This window comes from Chroococcidiopsis cubana SAG 39.79, from assembly GCF_003991895.1.
Classification (GTDB): domain Bacteria; phylum Cyanobacteriota; class Cyanobacteriia; order Cyanobacteriales; family Chroococcidiopsidaceae; genus Chroococcidiopsis; species Chroococcidiopsis thermalis.
In genome coordinates, this window is the sequence record NZ_RSCK01000017.1 from 93,002 (window position 1) to 110,303 (window position 17,302).

Genomic DNA, 17,302 nt, shown 5'->3' on the forward strand with positions numbered 1-17,302 from the left:
CCCGAATTACTTATTCAACCATTTTTCCGCCTTCTGACTGTCTACAGGTTGAGAAAATAAATATCCTTGCCCTAAATCGCAGCCAAGCTGTTGTAGTTTTTCTAACTGCAATTGGGTTTCTATGCCTTCTGCTACTGCATCTATGCCCAAACTGCGTGCTAGTGTAACGATTGTCTGGACGATTTCAGTGTGACGACTAGATTCGAGATGGTTGACAAAAGAGCGATCGATTTTCAGCGTATCAATGGGTAGATCGTGCAGGCGACTTAGAGAAGAATAACCCGTACCGAAATCATCGATACACAGTTGAACTCCTAAAGCTTGAAGACGTTCTAGTAACTGTGGGGCTAAGTCTGCTGTTTCTAACAAGCAGCTTTCGGTAATTTCAAGTTTCAAACATTCTCCTGGCAGTTGAGTTGTCTGTAAAATTTGCTCGATCCGTTCGGCTGCATCTGCTTGTTTGAGTTGTTGCACTGACAAATTAACGTTGACTGCAAGGCTATGATATTTAGGAAATCGTTCGCGCCAAGTTTGTAATTGCAGACAGGCTTGCTGCAATACCCACCAACCCAAAGAATCGATCAATCCAGTTTCTTCTGCAACTGGAATGAATTCTGTTGGTGCGATCCAACCTTGCTGGGGATGATACCAGCGGATCAAAGCTTCAAATCCAGTCAGACAGCCGCTAGAAAGTTGAATAATTGGTTGGTAATGTAAAGATAATTCTTGTTGGGCGATCGCCCGTCGCAAATCGCTTTCTAATTGCAAACGGGCGATCGCGCGGGCTTGCATTGCGGGGGCAAAGATTTGATATCGTCCTTTATGTTGCTCTTTTGCATGATACATGGCTGCATCCGCATCTCTGAGAACATCGCTTGCTCGTTCGTAATTCATCGTGCTGAACGTGATGCCAATACTCGCGCTGGTAAAAACTTCATATTCCAGCAGTCGATACGGTTGTTTTAAGCGTGCTTGAATTCTGTCTGCTACCACAGTTGCTTCTTCGAGATCGCGAATGTTTTCTAGTAGAATTACAAATTCATCGCCTCCGAGTCGCGCTACTGTATCTGAGGCACGTAAAGTAAGTTTTAACCTACTAGCAACACTTTTAATTAACTCATCTCCTACCAAATGCCCTAAACTATCATTCACAACTTTAAAACGGTCTAGGTCGATAAACAGTAAAGCATAGAGATAATCTGGATAGCATTTGTGCATTTCGATCGCTTGTTCTAAACGCTCGATCAACCAAGCACGATTGGGTAAATCGGTGAGGGGATCGTGAAAGGCATCATGCAGTAGTTGTTCTTGAACTTGTACGAGACGATCTTGAGCGATTTGCAGTTCTTTTAATGATTTTTCTAATTGACTAGCTTTTTCTCGTTCTTTCAGTTCCGATCGCTGTAAGTCTTGGTACAGTTGGGCATTTTTTAAGGAAATTGCCGCTTGAGAACAGAGCAATCGCAAAATTTCTAAGCGATCGCTCGTAAATGCACCTGTGGCAAGATTATTTTCTAAATAGAAAATGCCTACGAGTTGATTTTGATTCAAAATAGGGGCGCACAATACTGATTTGGGTTTATGCGATTGAACGTAAGGATCGCGGGCAAAATTGTAACTATCAATAGTGTTTTGTAGCACGACATCAAGTTTATGCTCGGCTACATAGTTAATTAAAGAAATTGGTAGCAGATCGCTTGTCACTGCCATAGGAAATGAGAGCGTTTGCTCAGATGATGCGATAGATATAGCTGCTTCTATAACTAGCTTTTGATCTCGAATCAATAATAAAAAGCCTAACTCCGCGCCTGCATTCTCGATTGCAGTTTGCATTATTTTATGAATTAAGTCCTGAAAAACAATTTCGCCAGAAACGATCTGTGCGGCTTTAATAAATGTATTTAAATCGAGTAAGCGATCGGATGTATGAATATTAATGTTATGGCTTGCAGTGAATTTATGAGACTGATTTGCCAAGGTAAATAATAATCGAGCATATTTGGTATCTAAAGCCTTTACTTTAGCTATTGCACCCCAGACTAGATAACAAGATCTAGCATTTAAAAGATGAATGCGAGCAATCGTGTCTTTACCTAATTCTAAATAGAATTTAGCTGCTAGTTCGTTTGCTAATGCTTCTTCTTGTAAGTATGCATTTTTTTGAGCTAAAGTAATGGCGCGATCGTAGTTATCTATTGCTTGGTTACAATTGCCAAGAACTCGATTTCTCTCAGCTTCAACTAAATAATACTTATGCAAATAATTCATTGGTGCAGAATTTGCCCATTTTTGCATTTGCCTTTGATTCATCTTGACAAGTTTTAAAATACGCTTTTTTTGCCAAATTGAAGTAGAGCTATATGTGGATATTAAAGTTAAAGAATGATAAAAATTAAAAATAGGTAAAGATAGAGAAGCAATAACACCATCTGTATATTTTTTTGCTTGCAATGCATTTTCAGCAGCGCACTCGTATGCCTCGAATAGATAATTGAGTACAAGTTTCTGACAATATAAGTGAAATAAAGCAGTTTTATGATTCACTGCTAATAGTAATGACAGCATCTTTTTTTCGTCGTAGTACTTGCCTCTAAAAAAACACGGATTTTCTGTTGTCTCCAACAAGTTTGCGACAGATTGTCTATAAAGTTGTAGTAAATTCAAGGCTGTCTCTTGTTTGAGGCGATCGCTTGCTTGTAAATATGTTTCCATTTCTTGGGCGAGTGCTGTCAATTCCTTGCCGACAAAATAGGAATGATAGCAGTAAATAAACCCGCAATAGGCAGCAAATTCAATGTCGCCAGTATCTAATCCACTTTGATAAGCTTCTATGAGGGATGGTAAGCCTTCTCTAACATGTTCCTTCCAGTGTCGAATAAAATTATTAAACACCATGAAGGTTCTAGCTTTTAATTCCTTTGCCTGAAACTTTTCTAATAGGTCTAAAGCAAGTTTACCAAATTGATAGCCAGCATCAATATTCCCCAATATGCCACATAACATCACACCGTAACTGGCATAACCATAAGCAGACATTGCTGTATTACCATATTTTAGTGATAGATTGACTCCAGCAAATGCTAATAAGGGAGCGAATTGTGGCGCAGCATTGTATGTAGGCGAACCAGCAATTCCCATAATTTTCATCGCTGCTAATGTATGGGGATTGCTCATAGATGGTAGATTAATTAGTGCCTCAATGTGTTTATGACATAAGCTAAATTTGGTGGCGATCGCCGCTAGTAAAATCTTAAATTTACTCGCTCGGTGAGGTAAATTAACTCCTAAAAGCCGCAAGGCGTATATTGCTATGCTGACAGCTGCAAGTGGTTTTCCTTGGGCAACATGAGCGAGAATTTTAATTTCATAGACTTTAACTTTATCTAATAAATTTTTTGCTTGTTGTAGTACGATATCTGTATAATTTTCTGTTGAGGTAAATTTGCCACACAAATATGCTGCTGCCGCTGCTTCTAAAAATAAAGCAAGTGAAAGCTCGTATTGTCGTTGCCAGCTTTTTTCCTCAATAAGTTTGATACCCAAACTTGCGTAACTTAATGCTGACTCATAGGCAATGGATTCTTTAGCTTTTTTGGCAGCAGTTAAGTTTAGTGCTGCTAATTCATCTTTTTCAGTTTGGTTCTGTAACAAAGAGATACTAAAATTCAGATGATTGACAATATCAAAAATTTTTTCTTCTTGCTTGTCTGCTAGAGTATTTTGTAGTAGGGTTCGACCAACTATTTGATGTAAAGTTTGTTTTGTACCTTCTGGAATCGACGAGTAGGCGGCTTGTTGAATGCGATCGTGAGCGAATTTATATCTTACTGTTAATATTCGTGTTAGAGAAATACCTAACTCAATTGCCGTGCGATCGTTGCCAATAGGGATAATTAAACTAGCAGCGATCGCTGGTTGTAGAAGTGCCACTATGACTTCAGCAGGTTTTGTCATACAGCCAACTAAAGTAGATAACTCAAACGAACTACCAATACATGCTGCTAGTTTTAAAATTTGTTGTGTATTGTTATCGAGCTTTTGAATTTTCTTAACGAGAAGCTCGGTAAGATTATTATGAGTTGCTTGAGCTAGTTGAATTTCTGTTAAATTCCAGTACCAAATTTGTCTCGCTCGTTCAAATTTTAATAAGTCTTCTGCTTCTAAATAAGCGATAAACTCACTAATAAAAAATGGATTACCGCGAGTTGTCTCTAAAATCAGTTTTGCTAAAGGTTCTGTCACCTCGCGATCGCACTTAAGAGTTTCCAAAAGTAGCTGATTAATCTGAGATATATTAAGAGGTGTTAAAGAGATATAATGAATTGTGACTCCAAATTTGGTTAACTCTTCTAAACTCAAGCTGAGAGGATGAAAAACATTAACTTCATTGTCTCGATATGCCCCAATCAAAAATAAATACTGCTTTCCTTCCGCGACTAAAATCTGAATTAATTGTAGAGTAGCTCTATCTACCCATTGAAGATCGTCTAAAAAAATTATGAGTGGATGTTCTGCCTGGGCAAATACTTGAATCAACTTCTGAAATACTAATTTAAACCGATGCTCTGCTGTTGTTGAATTTAAAGTTGCGATCGCTGAGTGTTGACCTAAAAGCAATGATAAATCGGGAACAACATCGATCAGAACGCCGATATTCTCTCCGCAAGTAGTGAGAATGCAATCTCGCCACTTTGCTAATCGATCTGAGTCTTCTAATAAGAGTTGTCGAACTAATTCTTGCAGTGCTTTAATTAAGCCAAAATAAGGAATATGCCGTTGATATTGCTCGTATTTTCCTTGAACAAAATATCCTTTTTTTTGAGTAACTAGTTTAAAAGTTTCCTGTACGAGAGATGATTTGCCAATTCCAGCATATCCACGAACTAAGACTAATTCGGGTTTGAATTGGTAATTGGTAATTGGTATCTCTTGTCCTCCTTGTCTTCTTTGTCCTTCTTCACAGACTCTCCCAAAAGCCGCTAATAGAATCTTAATCTCTCGTTCTCTACCGTAAAGCTTTTGGGGAATTTGTAGTTTGTCGGAAACATCTTCTTTGCCTAATTCAAATTCTGTAATAGTATGATTATTCTCTAATTGCTGCCAACATTTTTTTAAGTCTGCTCTGATTCCCCAGGCACTTTGGTAACGCGCTTCAGCGGTTTTTGCCAATAGTTTTATAATAATTTGTGAAAGAGCTAGAGGGATACTAGGATCGATTTGGTGGGGCGGAATTGGCTGCTTAGCAAGGTGACAATGAATGAGTTCTAAAGGATCGTCAGTATCAAATGGTAGTTGGTGGGTGAGTAATTGATAGAAAGTTGCTCCTAAAGAATAAAAATCTGTTCGATAATCAACATTGCGGTTCATTCTGCCAGTTTGTTCTGGAGATATGTAATTCAGAGTTCCTTCTAAAATACTAGGATGACTAAAATTAGGAGTTTCTTTAGATAAAACAGTAGCAACTCCAAAGTCAGTAATTTTGAGTTGCTTGGTAGCAGAATTAAAAACTATATTAGCCGGACTAATATCTTTATGAATTATATTTGCCGCATGAACTTGGCATAAACTCTCTACTATGAGAATAGCAATTTCAAGAAAATTTTTAAGACCGATCTTTTTAGCTTTACTGAGAATTTCTAAAGACTCACCGCCAACATCTTCTAAAGTAATTAATACAGTGTTTTGGAAATTTTCTAAACTGTAAGCTTTTACGACTCTAGATAAATTTAAAGAATGGGTAATCTCATATTCTTGCTTGTACCGAATCAGCTCTTCTAAACTAGGTTGCTCTGCTTTTAAAATTTTCAGAATAATTGGTTGACGATCGCGGATTCGCCACGCTCGATAAACTACCGAGCGATCGCTTTCGTAAATTTTATTAATAATCTCATAGCTAGAAATAGCGATCGTACTCACTTTTGGTTAACCAAGTGTATTTTCAATAACATAGAAAAAAATTGCTATGGGCAATTTTTTGAAGTAAGTTCATAATGAACTTCAAACAAGTTTGCACTAATTAACATTTTGTGCATAAGATTTGGTGGCTAGCAATAGTTGACACCAAACCGATTATATTTTGGCGTGCGAAAGCGCTCGGTGTCAGCGATCGCTACAATGTTTTTATTTCATCAGCAAATAGCAAGACGAGGAATAGGCAATGATTCCAGGTGAAACGATCGTCCAGTCAGGGGAAATTGAATTAAATGCAGGTCGTCCCACAACTGTTTTACGAGTAGCAAATACAGGCGATCGCCCGATCCAAGTTGGTTCTCATTATCATTTTTTTGAAGTCAATCCTGCCTTAGAATTCGATCGAGAACGGGCAAAAGGGATGCGCTTAGATATTCCCGCAGGTACGGCTGTCCGGTTTGAACCAGGAGACGAACGGGAAGTTACCATTATCCCCTTAGCTGGAACTAGACATGTCTATGGCTTCAACAGTAGTGTCAATGGAGCGCTAGACGGATAGTTTTCGTGAAATTTGTGAAACCTATATAAAATTTTTCTCGATATTTTCTGTATCTGTATGGTTCAATCTCCTATAGACTCTGACAAGGAATATCTATGAGCTATCGCATGGATCGCCGTGCCTACGCCGAAACCTTCGGTCCCACAACAGGCGATCGCATCCGTCTCGCCGATACAGAATTATTTATCGAAGTCGAACGAGACTTTACCACCTACGGTGATGAAGTCAAGTTTGGTGGTGGTAAAGTCATCCGCGATGGGATGGGACAATCTCCCATTGCTAATGCTGATGGTGCTGTCGATTTAGTCATTACCAACGCTCTAATCCTCGATTGGTGGGGGATTGTCAAAGCCGATATCGGAATTAAAGACGGTAAGATTTACAAAATTGGCAAAGCTGGCAATCCTTACATTCAAGACAACGTAGATATTATCATCGGTCCTGGTACGGAAGTCTTAGCAGGAGAAGGCGCAATCGTCACGGCTGGTGGGATCGACAGTCACATTCACTTTATCTGTCCCCAGCAAATTGAAACGGCGATCGCCTCTGGTGTGACAACTATGATTGGTGGAGGTACGGGACCCACTACAGGTACGAATGCCACAACCTGTACCCCTGGACCTTGGAACATTTACCGGATGTTGCAAGCCGCCGATGCCTTTCCCGTCAATTTAGGTTTTCTCGGTAAGGGTAACAGCAGTCAACCTCAAGGCTTAGTCGAACAGATTGCAGCTGGGGCAATGGGTTTGAAATTGCATGAAGATTGGGGAACGACTCCCGCCGCGATCGATACTTGTTTGGATGTCGCCGACCGACATGATGTCCAAGTCGCGATTCACACCGATACCCTCAACGAAGCTGGGTTTGTTGAAACTACCATCGGTGCTTTTAAAGGACGGGCGATTCATACATACCATACAGAAGGGGCTGGCGGCGGTCACGCCCCAGATATTATTAAAGTTTGCGGTGAAGCCAACGTTTTACCATCTTCTACCAATCCTACGCGCCCTTATACGCTCAATACCCTGGATGAACACTTAGATATGTTGGTGGTGTGCCATCACCTCGATCCAAGTATTGCCGAAGATGTCGCCTTTGCCGAGTCGCGCATTCGTCGAGAAACGATCGCCGCAGAAGATATTTTGCACGATTTAGGGGCATTCAGCATGATTTCCTCCGACTCTCAAGCGATGGGAAGAGTAGGGGAAGTGATTATCCGTACTTGGCAGACGGCACATAAAATGAAAGTGCAAAGGGGGCATTTATCTTCTCCCGATGGGGGATCTATAGAAAATGACAATTTCCGCGCCAAAAGGTACGTTGCCAAGTACACGATCAACCCCGCTATTACCCACGGTATTGCTAATTATGTCGGTTCTGTGGAAGTGGGGAAACTTGCCGATTTGTGTCTCTGGCGACCGGCATTTTTTGGCGTGAAACCGGAAATTGTGCTGAAAGGCGGATTAATTGCTTGGTCGCAAATGGGTGATGCTAACGCTAGTATTCCCACTCCCCAACCAGTTCACATGCGTCCCATGTTTGCTAGTTTTGGCGGTGCGATCGCGGCAACATCCTTGACTTTTGTTTCTCAAATTGCCCTAGAACAAGAAATTCCTTCTCGGTTAGGTTTACAAAAACCTGCTGTGGCTGTCTCACAAACCCGTCAAATCGGTAAGCAGGATTTAAAATTAAACGATGCCCTACCTCGCATCGAAGTCGATCCTGAAACCTACGAAGTTAGGGCAGATGGAGAGCTTCTCACTTGCGAACCAGCTACAATCTTACCAATGGCACAAAGATATTTTTTGTTTTAAATGGTTGTTAGCTGTTGGTTATAGACGCTGGTACTATCGCTGATGCTGACTATTTCAGATTGTTATCTATCTGCCGAAGCGAACTTTTTGCCTCAATTGCTCGCTCGGCAGGTGAATTTGCTACCGCGATCGAACATTGCCAAAAAATGTAACGATCTGTAGTTGGAGAAACATTCTCTCTTGGGTAAGAGGTTAATTTTGGAACGACAAGGAAGAATGATACCAACGAATAGATATTTAGAAAATATTAAAATCTTAATTTATTGAGCAGCGTGCGGATTTCATGACTATCCCATCCTCCAAAGCCGACCGAATTCTCGTGGTTGACGACTCTCCCGATAATGTGTTCCTAATTCAAACGATTTTGGAGGAAGAAGGATACACCATTACTACGGCAGAAGACGGTCCCACTGCAATAGCAGAAGTTGAAAAATCACCGCCTCATCTCGTTCTGCTTGATGTGATGATGCCAGGAATGGATGGGTTTGAGGTGACTCAGCGCCTCCGGCAAAATGCCAAACTACCTTTCATTCCAATTTTACTGATTACTGCTTACGACCAACCTAGTGTGGCTAAAGGTTTGGATACGGGTGCAGACGATTTTATCCGCAAGCCTGTCGAAGTCGAAGAACTTTTGGCAAGAGTGCGATCGCTACTACGGTTGAAGCACAGCGTAGACGAACGGGATGAAATTGCCCGTCAAAGAGAAGATTTTGTCTCTCGTTTAACGCACGACCTTCGGACTCCCCTTGTTGCTGCCGACCGAATGCTCGTACTTCTCGCGCAAGGGGCGTTAGGAGAACTATCGCCACCGATCCATGAAGCGATCGCAACGATGATTCGCAGCAATCAGAATCTGCTGCAAATGGTCAATACGCTGTTGGAAGTCTATCGTTTTGAGGCTGGGCGCAAGACCTTGGCATTCTTTCCAGTAGACTTGCAAAATTTGCTAGAAGATATCGTAAAAGAACTATCTCCTCTGGCACAAGATAAAGGTGTATCGCTCCAGTTACAACAACAGCAGCCAATTCCATCTGTGCAAGTTTCTGGCGATCGCTTGGAATTGCATCGTCTCTTTACTAATCTGGTGGGCAACGCCCTTAAATTTACCGATAAAGGTTCCGTTACCGTTTGCGTGTCTACCAATCCTGACTCTTATTTACAAGTAGACGTGATCGATACGGGTTCCGGTATTTCCTTTGAAGATAGAGAGACTTTGTTTCAACGATTCCGTCAAGGTAGCCATAGGCGTTCCGGTAGCGGCTTAGGACTGTATTTATCACGCCGCATTGTCGAAGCCCATCAAGGTACGCTACAAGTTGATTCCGAACTTGGAAAAGGTAGTACTTTTAGGGTGAGCCTACCTGTGATGAAGTAGATTCGCTTGTTGTTTGTCATTCGTCATTTGTCATTTGCAAGGGCGATCGCTCACATTGAGCTAGACTTTTCTGCAATTGATTTTATGAGAAGCGATCGCTGTTGCGACTTGTTTTAAAAACCTAATTGTAGTAAAGTAGTTTAGTTCAATAATGGAAATATAAACGCAATTTAAAAAAGCAATTATATTCCCATTGTGAAGTAAATTATATCAATATTGTATGTGCTATTGCAAGCACTTCACTATCAAAGTGTAGTGAAATAATTAAAAAAGATGAATTACTCCGAGCTGCTACGCCAACAAAGAGAATTTTTTCAAACTGGTAAAACGCGATCGATAGACTTTCGGCTTGCCCAGCTAAAAATCCTCAAACAGGCGATAGTTGAGTACGAAATTGCTATTAACGAGGCATTACAAGCAGATCTCCATAAACCAGTTGTTGAAATATACTTAACAGAAATTACCGTAGTCAAGAAAGAGATCGACTATGCCATTAAACATCTAAAAAGTTGGATAAAACCCCATAAAGCTGCCGTTCCGCTTGAACAACTACCTGGTGCTGGCAAAATCTATCCAGAACCGCTAGGAATTGTTTTAATTATTAGTCCGTGGAATTATCCATTGCAGTTAGCTATTACTCCACTCGTGGGGGCGATCGCAGCGGGCAACTGTACGATTATTAAACCATCAGAAATCGCTACTCACGCTGCTGCGGTCTTAGCTAAAATGTTACAAAAATATTTTGATTCCACATATATTTCAGTGGTGGAAGGCGGAGTCGAAACTAGTCAAAAACTCTTAACAGAAAAATTCGATCTGATCTTTTTTACGGGGAGTACGAATATAGGTAAAATTGTGATGGCAGCGGCAGCCAAGCACTTAACTCCAGTTGTCTTAGAACTAGGTGGTAAAAGTCCTTGTATTGTCGATACTGACATCAATCTTGAGTATGCTGCCAAGCGAATTACTTGGGGAAAATTTATTAATGCTGGACAAAGTTGTATTGCCCCCGACTATCTTTTAGTCCCGGAAGCAATTAAACAACAATTTATCGAGAAAATTCAAAAATGCATCGCTGAATTTTACGGCGCGCAACCCGCGAATAGCCCCGATTATGGCAGAATTATCGATCGCAAACAATTCGATCGCTTAGTTGCCTTGCTAGCGGATGGCAAGATAGTTTTTGGGGGAGAAACAGATGCCGAGTCACGCTATATTGCACCCACTGTCATTGAGTTAGCTTCCCTAGACGTGCCAGCAATGCAGTCAGAAATTTTTGGTCCCATTTTACCAGTCGTGACTTACCAAGATATATCTGAGGCGATCGCGATCGTTAATCAAGGATCGAAACCGTTGGCTTTATACCTCTTTTCTCGTGACAGAAACCTGCAAAAGCGCGTTCTAGCAGAAACTTCCTCTGGTAGCGCCTGCATCAACGACACCGTATTGCAATTTGTCGTTCCCACATTACCCTTTGGTGGAGTGGGTAGTAGTGGCATGGGAAAATATCACGGCAAGGCTAGTTTTGACATATTTTCGCACTACAAGAGCGTACTGTATCGTTCCCTGGCGATCGAGATTAATTTACGCTATCCTCCCTATCGCGGCAAGTTACCCTTACTTAAGCGCATTTTAGGTTAGCTGTGAAACGATCGAACTTTACACAGACTTAATACACCTGTTGCGTTAAGATGGCAAATTTCCTACTAGAATTTTTACAAACCGACTTGTTTGAGATAGGCTAAAATACACACCGTCTATCTAGCTTTTAATCGCTGAGGGGATAGCACCCACACAATAATTGTAAATAGTGGTAAAACGGCGGCGATCGCCGATTGACATAGCTACACTCAAAGCAAACTTACTCAATATCAGCAACTCCAAGGAGGAACTGCCTTTGTCTCGTCGCTACCTATTTTCCTCAGAATCAGTCACTGAAGGTCATCCTGATAAGATCTGCGATCAAATTTCCGACACTATCTTAGATGCACTACTGGCGCAAGACCCCACCAGCCGAGTCGCAGCAGAAGTAGTCGTTAACACTGGATTAGTCTTAATTACTGGTGAAATTACTAGCAAAGCTCAAGTTAATTATGTCAATTTAGCTAGACAAAAAATTGCTGAAATTGGCTACACCGATGCTGTCAATGGCTTTTGTTCCAATAGCTGTTCCGTACTAGTTGCCCTAGACGAACAATCGGCTGATATTGCTCAAGGCGTTGATACAGCGCACGAAACTCGCGAAAAATCTAGTGAAGAAATATTTGATTCTACGGGTGCGGGCGACCAGGGGATCATGTTTGGTTTCGCTTGTAACGAAACCCCCGAATTGATGCCTTTGCCTATCAGCCTTGCCCATCGAATTTCTCGCCGTCTAGCCGCAGTACGGAAAACTGGTCAACTGGCGTACTTGCGTCCTGATGGCAAAACTCAAGTTACAATTGCCTATGAAGACGGACGACCTGTAGGAATTGATACGATTTTAATCTCGACTCAGCACGCACCGACGATTGGCGACATCACCGACGAGAAAGCAGTGCAAGCCAAGATTAGAGAAGACCTCTGGTCAGCGGTTGTAGAGCCAGTCTTTGCCGATATTGAGGTCAAACCAGATGCACAAACTCGCTTTTTAGTCAACCCCACAGGCAAGTTTGTCATTGGCGGTCCCCAAGGTGATTCCGGCTTAACTGGACGTAAAATTATTGTCGATACCTACGGTGGATACTCACGGCATGGTGGCGGTGCTTTTTCCGGTAAAGACCCCACTAAAGTAGACCGCAGTGCGGCTTATGCTTGCCGCTACGTGGCAAAAAATATTGTTGCTGCTGGGTTAGCTGACAAGTGCGAAGTGCAACTGAGTTATGCGATCGGTGTAGCGCGACCTGTTAGCATTTTAGTAGAAACATTCGGCACTGGCAAAATTGACGAAGACCGTTTGCTGGAGTTAGTCCAACAGAATTTTGAACTCCGTCCAGCTGGTATTATCCACGCCTTCAACTTGCGTAACCTACCAGCTGAAAGAGGTGGTCGCTTCTATCAAGATGTTGCTGCCTACGGTCATTTGGGACGAAATGACTTAGACTTGCCTTGGGAAAAAACCGACAAAGCAGACATCTTAAAGCAAGCATTAAATCAACCTGTTTCAGCGACAGTTTAACCAAACATAGGTAGTTCTTCAAGTAGAGACATTGATTTAATGTCTCTACTTTTTTTGTACCTACACATATCAGTAGGAGCGCACATCTGTGCGCTCCTACCTGGGGATATTGCATTATTTCCCCCTTTCTAAGGGGGTTAGGGGGATCTAATATTGAGGCACAGAAGGATCGACTTCCTGACTCCAGGCAGTAATTCCACCCTTCACGTTCGTTCCTTCAATCCCAGCTTGCTTCAAAATACCCAAAGCCTTAGCCGATCGCATTCCTGCTTTACAATGAGCAATTAACCGATGACCGTTGAGTATCTCTTTTACCTTCTCCACACCTTCCCCATTCTCAATATCTGGCAAAGGCACTAATACCGAACCGGGAATTTTCGCAATTTCATACTCGTGCGGGTTACGCACATCTAGCAGCACGAAATCATCAGCACCACTATCGAGTAACTGCTTCAATTCCTGTACCGTCATTTCTTGAATATTCATCTGCTGTTTTGCCTCCTCTGCTTTCGCTTGGGGAATCCCACAGAATTGTTCGTAATCTACTAACTTTTCAATTACCGGACGCACGGGATTGGGACGCAACTTCAACTCGCGGAACTTCATATCGAGGGCATTGTATAACAACAAACGCCCGCTCAAAGTCGTTCCTTTACCCAAAATGATTTTGACAGTTTCTGTTGCTTGAATTGTGCCAATGATGCCACACAGCACTCCCAGTACCCCACCTTCAGCGCAGGAAGGAACCATCCCAGGTGGTGGGGGTTCGGGATATAAATCGCGGTAGTTAGGACCACCCTGATAGTTAAATACAGTCGCTTGTCCTTCAAATCGGAAAATAGAACCGTAAACATTCGGTTTATCTAACAACACGCAAGCATCGTTTACCAAATACCGCGTAGGGAAATTGTCAGTTCCATCAGCGACGATATCGTATGGTTTGAGGATTTCCAGCGCATTTTCCGAACTCAAGCGCGTTTCATAAAGGTCAACCTGGCAATGAGGATTAATCTCTAGAATTCGCTCTTTAGCAGATTCAATCTTCGGTTTCCCAACCCAAGATGTGCCGTGAATCACCTGACGTTGTAAATTGGAGCGATCGACGATATCAAAATCGACAATCCCGATGCGTCCGATCCCAGCTGCCGCTAAGTATAACAACAGGGGCGCACCTAAACCTCCCGTACCGATACACAGTACGCTGGCGGCTTTCAAACGCTTTTGTCCTTCCAGTCCGACTTCTGGCAAAATCAGGTGACGGGAAAAACGTTCGTATTCTTCTTGTGAGAGTTGGATTTCATCCAAATTGGGATTGAGCATAACAGTTTGATGGAAAGGAGCGGATTAACATCGTCTCCGGTTGATTACCATCATGAGGGGGTGATGGGGAGATGGAATCTATCTTGAATACAGACAGACCCTACATCGTATCTTAAATGGAAAAACACTAGATACGATCGCGATACAATTCTTAAATTTTGGTGCTTAAATTTGCGATCGCTAAATTAATCTTTCTACGACAATCTCTTCTGGTTGGAACTGATGGTTATCGTCAAGGCTCCAACTCAATACGTCTCTAGCCTTGCCTTGGAGAACTGAAACAATGATATACGAATAGGCTTGCCACCCACAGAGGCGATCGAATTCTGATGGAATTGCGGGATGGTCGGGGTGGGAATGATAAATCCCAATAATATCAAGTTGGCGATCGCGTGCCTCTTTTTGCACATTCAACATCACTTCTGGGGCGATCGTGTAGTAAGTATTCTTCTGCGTGCCTAAATTCAGATTTGGATCGATCGCTTGAAAATCTGCGGCAGCTGTTGGATTCCAATCATTTTCAGTTGCGATCGCCTCTACTAAAATTTTGTCATCCTGACTCAACTTACCCAGCAATAAGCCACAGCACTCATGTGGATAAGTACTTTCTGCGTGGCTGCAAATCAGCCGCAAATGTTCGACTGTTAACCTAATACTCACAAGCTTTAAATTGACTTAAACTTTCTCTTGCAGTGCATCCAACACGGCATCATATATATCGCTACTACTAGCAATAATGCCCCGATTATTGAGCATCTTAGCATTAGCAGCAAACTCCAAAGGCTTACCGTACATATCTGAAACACGACCGCCAGCCTCTTCTAAAACGATTGCTCCTGCGGCATGATCCCAAATATTTTCGCGGTAATCGGGATATTCTGCCCAAGGCAGTCGTAAATAAAGAGCAGCTTCACCCCTAGCAACTACGGCATATTTCGCCATGCTATCGATCGAGAGTGGCTCGGGAGTCATGCCAACTGCTTGCGCGATCGCTCGTTGTAAAGGCAAATTACCATGTCTTGACTCTACACTCTCCGTCGAACGGAAATTGTGTTTGTTCGCAGTTCTCGCCCCTAAAATTGGCTGAGAAACCCCACTTTTTAAAGCGATTTGAGTTGTTCCCTGTCCCCTCACAGCTACAAATAGAACTCCTCGTTCGCCTTGTGGCTGATTCAAGTCTAGTGGTAATGCTGGACAACCCATTACCCCTAGCTTGACTTCTCCATCCTCAATCAAAGCGAGAGCGATCGCATATTGATCGCCGCGTAAAAATCCTTTTGTCCCGTCAATCGGATCTAAAGTCCAAAAGCGACCGCCTACTTGACCATTACCGCGATCGATCCACTCCAAGACAGTCTCAGCAGATGTTTCTGGAATATGTACCCGCACGTAAGATGCGATTTGTTCCAGTTGCTCAGACATATGCGGTTGGCGCAGCAACTTTGCATCTTCTTCCCCTACAACTGCATCTTGAGGAAAATCTGCCGCGATCGCTTGACAGATAATTGCCTGAGCGCCTAAATCTGCAATTGTGACTGGACTAAAATCTGGTTTTTCTATTGCAGCAACCAGGCAATCGTTTTGAATTTGCGTGCAGAGTTTGATTGCTCCGATTACAGATGCGATCGCCACCTGTTTTTCTAATTCGTATGCCATCAGCTACTTCCTCAGACATAGCATCCAGGCTGGATTATGACACATAGCTAGAAAGAGTGGTAGAGGCGCACGGCTGTGAACCCTTACGACAAACTCGTTAACTTAACTCTTTACAATCGGTTGCGAGTCTATATGAAATTTGACAATCTTCCACTGACAAAAGAGATGTGCGACGATCGAATCCACTGCCAACAAATTCTCAAAAGGACGGATTACTGGTGAAGGGTAAGCGTCAAGCTTGGTTTATGACTTTATTCAGTCTATGTATGGCGATCGTCTTGCTACTACACCTACCGCTACAAGTAGCATCTCAGCCTCACCCTGTAGAAACTGAAGTGCGGGGAGTGTGGTTGACCAATGTTGACAGCGATGTTTTGTTTTCCCGCACTCGCTTGAGCAAAGCTTTACAACGATTGGCAAAATTAAACTTCAACACGGTTTATCCTACCGTTTGGAATCGCGGCTATACTCTCTATCCCAGCTCTGTAGCAGAACGTACAATTGGGAGGTCGCTCGATCCCAATCCGAAGTTGAAAGGAAGAGATGTTTTAGCCGAAATTGTCCAACAGAGTCACCAGCAAGGACTGAGCGTTATTCCCTGGTTTGAATTTGGGTTAAAAGCACCCGCCAATTCCGACCTCATCCGCCGTCATCCAGACTGGATTACCTATCGCCGCAACTCCCGCCGAATTTCTAAAGGAAATAAATATAACCAAGTTTGGCTTAATCCCTTTCATCCAATGGTGCAACGATTTATCGTCAACTTAGTTGCCGAGATTGTCTTGAAGTACGACATAGACGGTATCCAAATCGACGATCACTTCAGTTTGCCTATTGACTTAGGCTATGACACGTTTACTACCCGACTCTACCAGCGGGAAAATGGCGGTAAGAAGCCGCCTGCCAATCCTCGTCATCCGCAGTGGATGCGCTGGCGTGCTAACAAAATTACGCAGTTAATGACCCAAATTTATCAAGCGGTCAAAACTCGCAGACCTGACTGTCTCGTGACTCTAGCGCCAAATGCTCACGAATACGCTTATAACACGTCTCTACAAGATTGGCGTACTTGGGAAAAAAAGGGTTTGGTAGAGGAAGTCGTCTTACAAGTCTATCGAGATGATTTGAAAACTTTCGTTAAAGAAATAGAGCATCCAGAAATCAAAGCAGTCCGTAGCCGTATTCCTGTCAGTATAGGTATATTGGCAGGTTTGAAAAAGCGTCCTATTCCTATGAAGCGGATTGAACAGCAGGTTCAAGCAGTCCGTAATCGAGGATTTGCAGGAGTATCTTTCTTCTTCTACGAAAGTTTGGGCGATCGCGATTCTGCTTTCCGGTCCATGTTTCCTAACACTGTAGCGCGACCGCAAATCTCCCACGGTTGGGCAGGGACTACTCAGGGAGTCAAGCAGTAATGTTTAAGAATTCTTCAAACCGGTGTGGGGAGGGAATTGGGGGGAAAGTCAAAATTTTTTTCACCAAAAGGGTTGACACATTTGGTGGAGATT

Annotated in this window: 10 protein-coding genes; 6 read left to right on the plus strand and 4 right to left on the minus strand. The window is 42.6% G+C overall.

Going from position 1 to position 17,302, the window contains the following annotated elements:
• Positions 1–6 precede the first annotated feature (6 nt).
• The gene (locus DSM107010_RS13385) at positions 7–5,916 is read right to left on the minus strand and encodes an EAL domain-containing protein (protein WP_127023132.1); all 5,910 of its coding nucleotides are present in this window, start codon (positions 5,914–5,916) and stop codon (positions 7–9) included.
• A 241-nt stretch (positions 5,917–6,157) separates the two neighbouring features.
• On the opposite strand from DSM107010_RS13385, the gene DSM107010_RS13390 reads away from it, so the two are divergent.
• From DSM107010_RS13390 to metK, 5 genes are all read left to right on the plus strand, one after another.
• On the plus strand, positions 6,158–6,469 hold the full coding sequence (locus DSM107010_RS13390) for an urease subunit beta (protein WP_015157399.1): 312 nt from the start codon (positions 6,158–6,160) through the stop codon (positions 6,467–6,469).
• Between the two features lie 95 nt (positions 6,470–6,564).
• Complete coding sequence (ureC, locus tag DSM107010_RS13395; RefSeq protein ID WP_181246460.1) at positions 6,565–8,283, plus strand: urease subunit alpha; 1,719 nt, start codon at positions 6,565–6,567, stop codon at positions 8,281–8,283.
• 283 nt (positions 8,284–8,566) lie between these two features.
• Positions 8,567–9,661, plus strand: a complete 1,095-nt coding sequence (locus tag DSM107010_RS13400) for an ATP-binding response regulator (protein ID WP_015157397.1) — start codon at positions 8,567–8,569, stop codon at positions 9,659–9,661.
• A 273-nt stretch (positions 9,662–9,934) separates the two neighbouring features.
• A complete protein-coding gene (locus tag DSM107010_RS13405; RefSeq protein ID WP_106169100.1) occupies positions 9,935–11,302 on the plus strand; it encodes an aldehyde dehydrogenase family protein in 1,368 nt (455 codons plus the stop codon).
• A gap of 256 nt (positions 11,303–11,558) precedes the next feature.
• Positions 11,559–12,818, plus strand: coding sequence for a methionine adenosyltransferase (metK, locus tag DSM107010_RS13410; RefSeq protein WP_015157395.1), 1,260 nt, complete (start codon positions 11,559–11,561; stop codon positions 12,816–12,818).
• Between the two features lie 147 nt (positions 12,819–12,965).
• Here the strand turns inward: metK and moeB are convergent, their stop codons facing one another.
• The 3 genes from moeB to DSM107010_RS13425 form a co-directional block, all read right to left on the minus strand.
• Positions 12,966–14,138, minus strand: a complete 1,173-nt coding sequence (moeB, locus tag DSM107010_RS13415; RefSeq protein ID WP_015157394.1) for a molybdopterin-synthase adenylyltransferase MoeB — start codon at positions 14,136–14,138, stop codon at positions 12,966–12,968.
• A gap of 180 nt (positions 14,139–14,318) precedes the next feature.
• Positions 14,319–14,798, minus strand: coding sequence for a M67 family metallopeptidase (locus DSM107010_RS13420; protein WP_106170816.1), 480 nt, complete (start codon positions 14,796–14,798; stop codon positions 14,319–14,321).
• Between the two features lie 15 nt (positions 14,799–14,813).
• Entirely contained in the window at positions 14,814–15,794 is a 981-nt protein-coding gene (locus DSM107010_RS13425; RefSeq protein ID WP_106218041.1) for a 3'(2'),5'-bisphosphate nucleotidase, read from the minus strand.
• Between the two features lie 167 nt (positions 15,795–15,961).
• Between DSM107010_RS13425 and DSM107010_RS13430 the strand changes: the two genes are divergently transcribed.
• Entirely contained in the window at positions 15,962–17,209 is a 1,248-nt protein-coding gene (locus tag DSM107010_RS13430) for a glycoside hydrolase family 10-like protein (protein WP_241994208.1), read from the plus strand.
• Positions 17,210–17,302 lie beyond the last annotated feature (93 nt).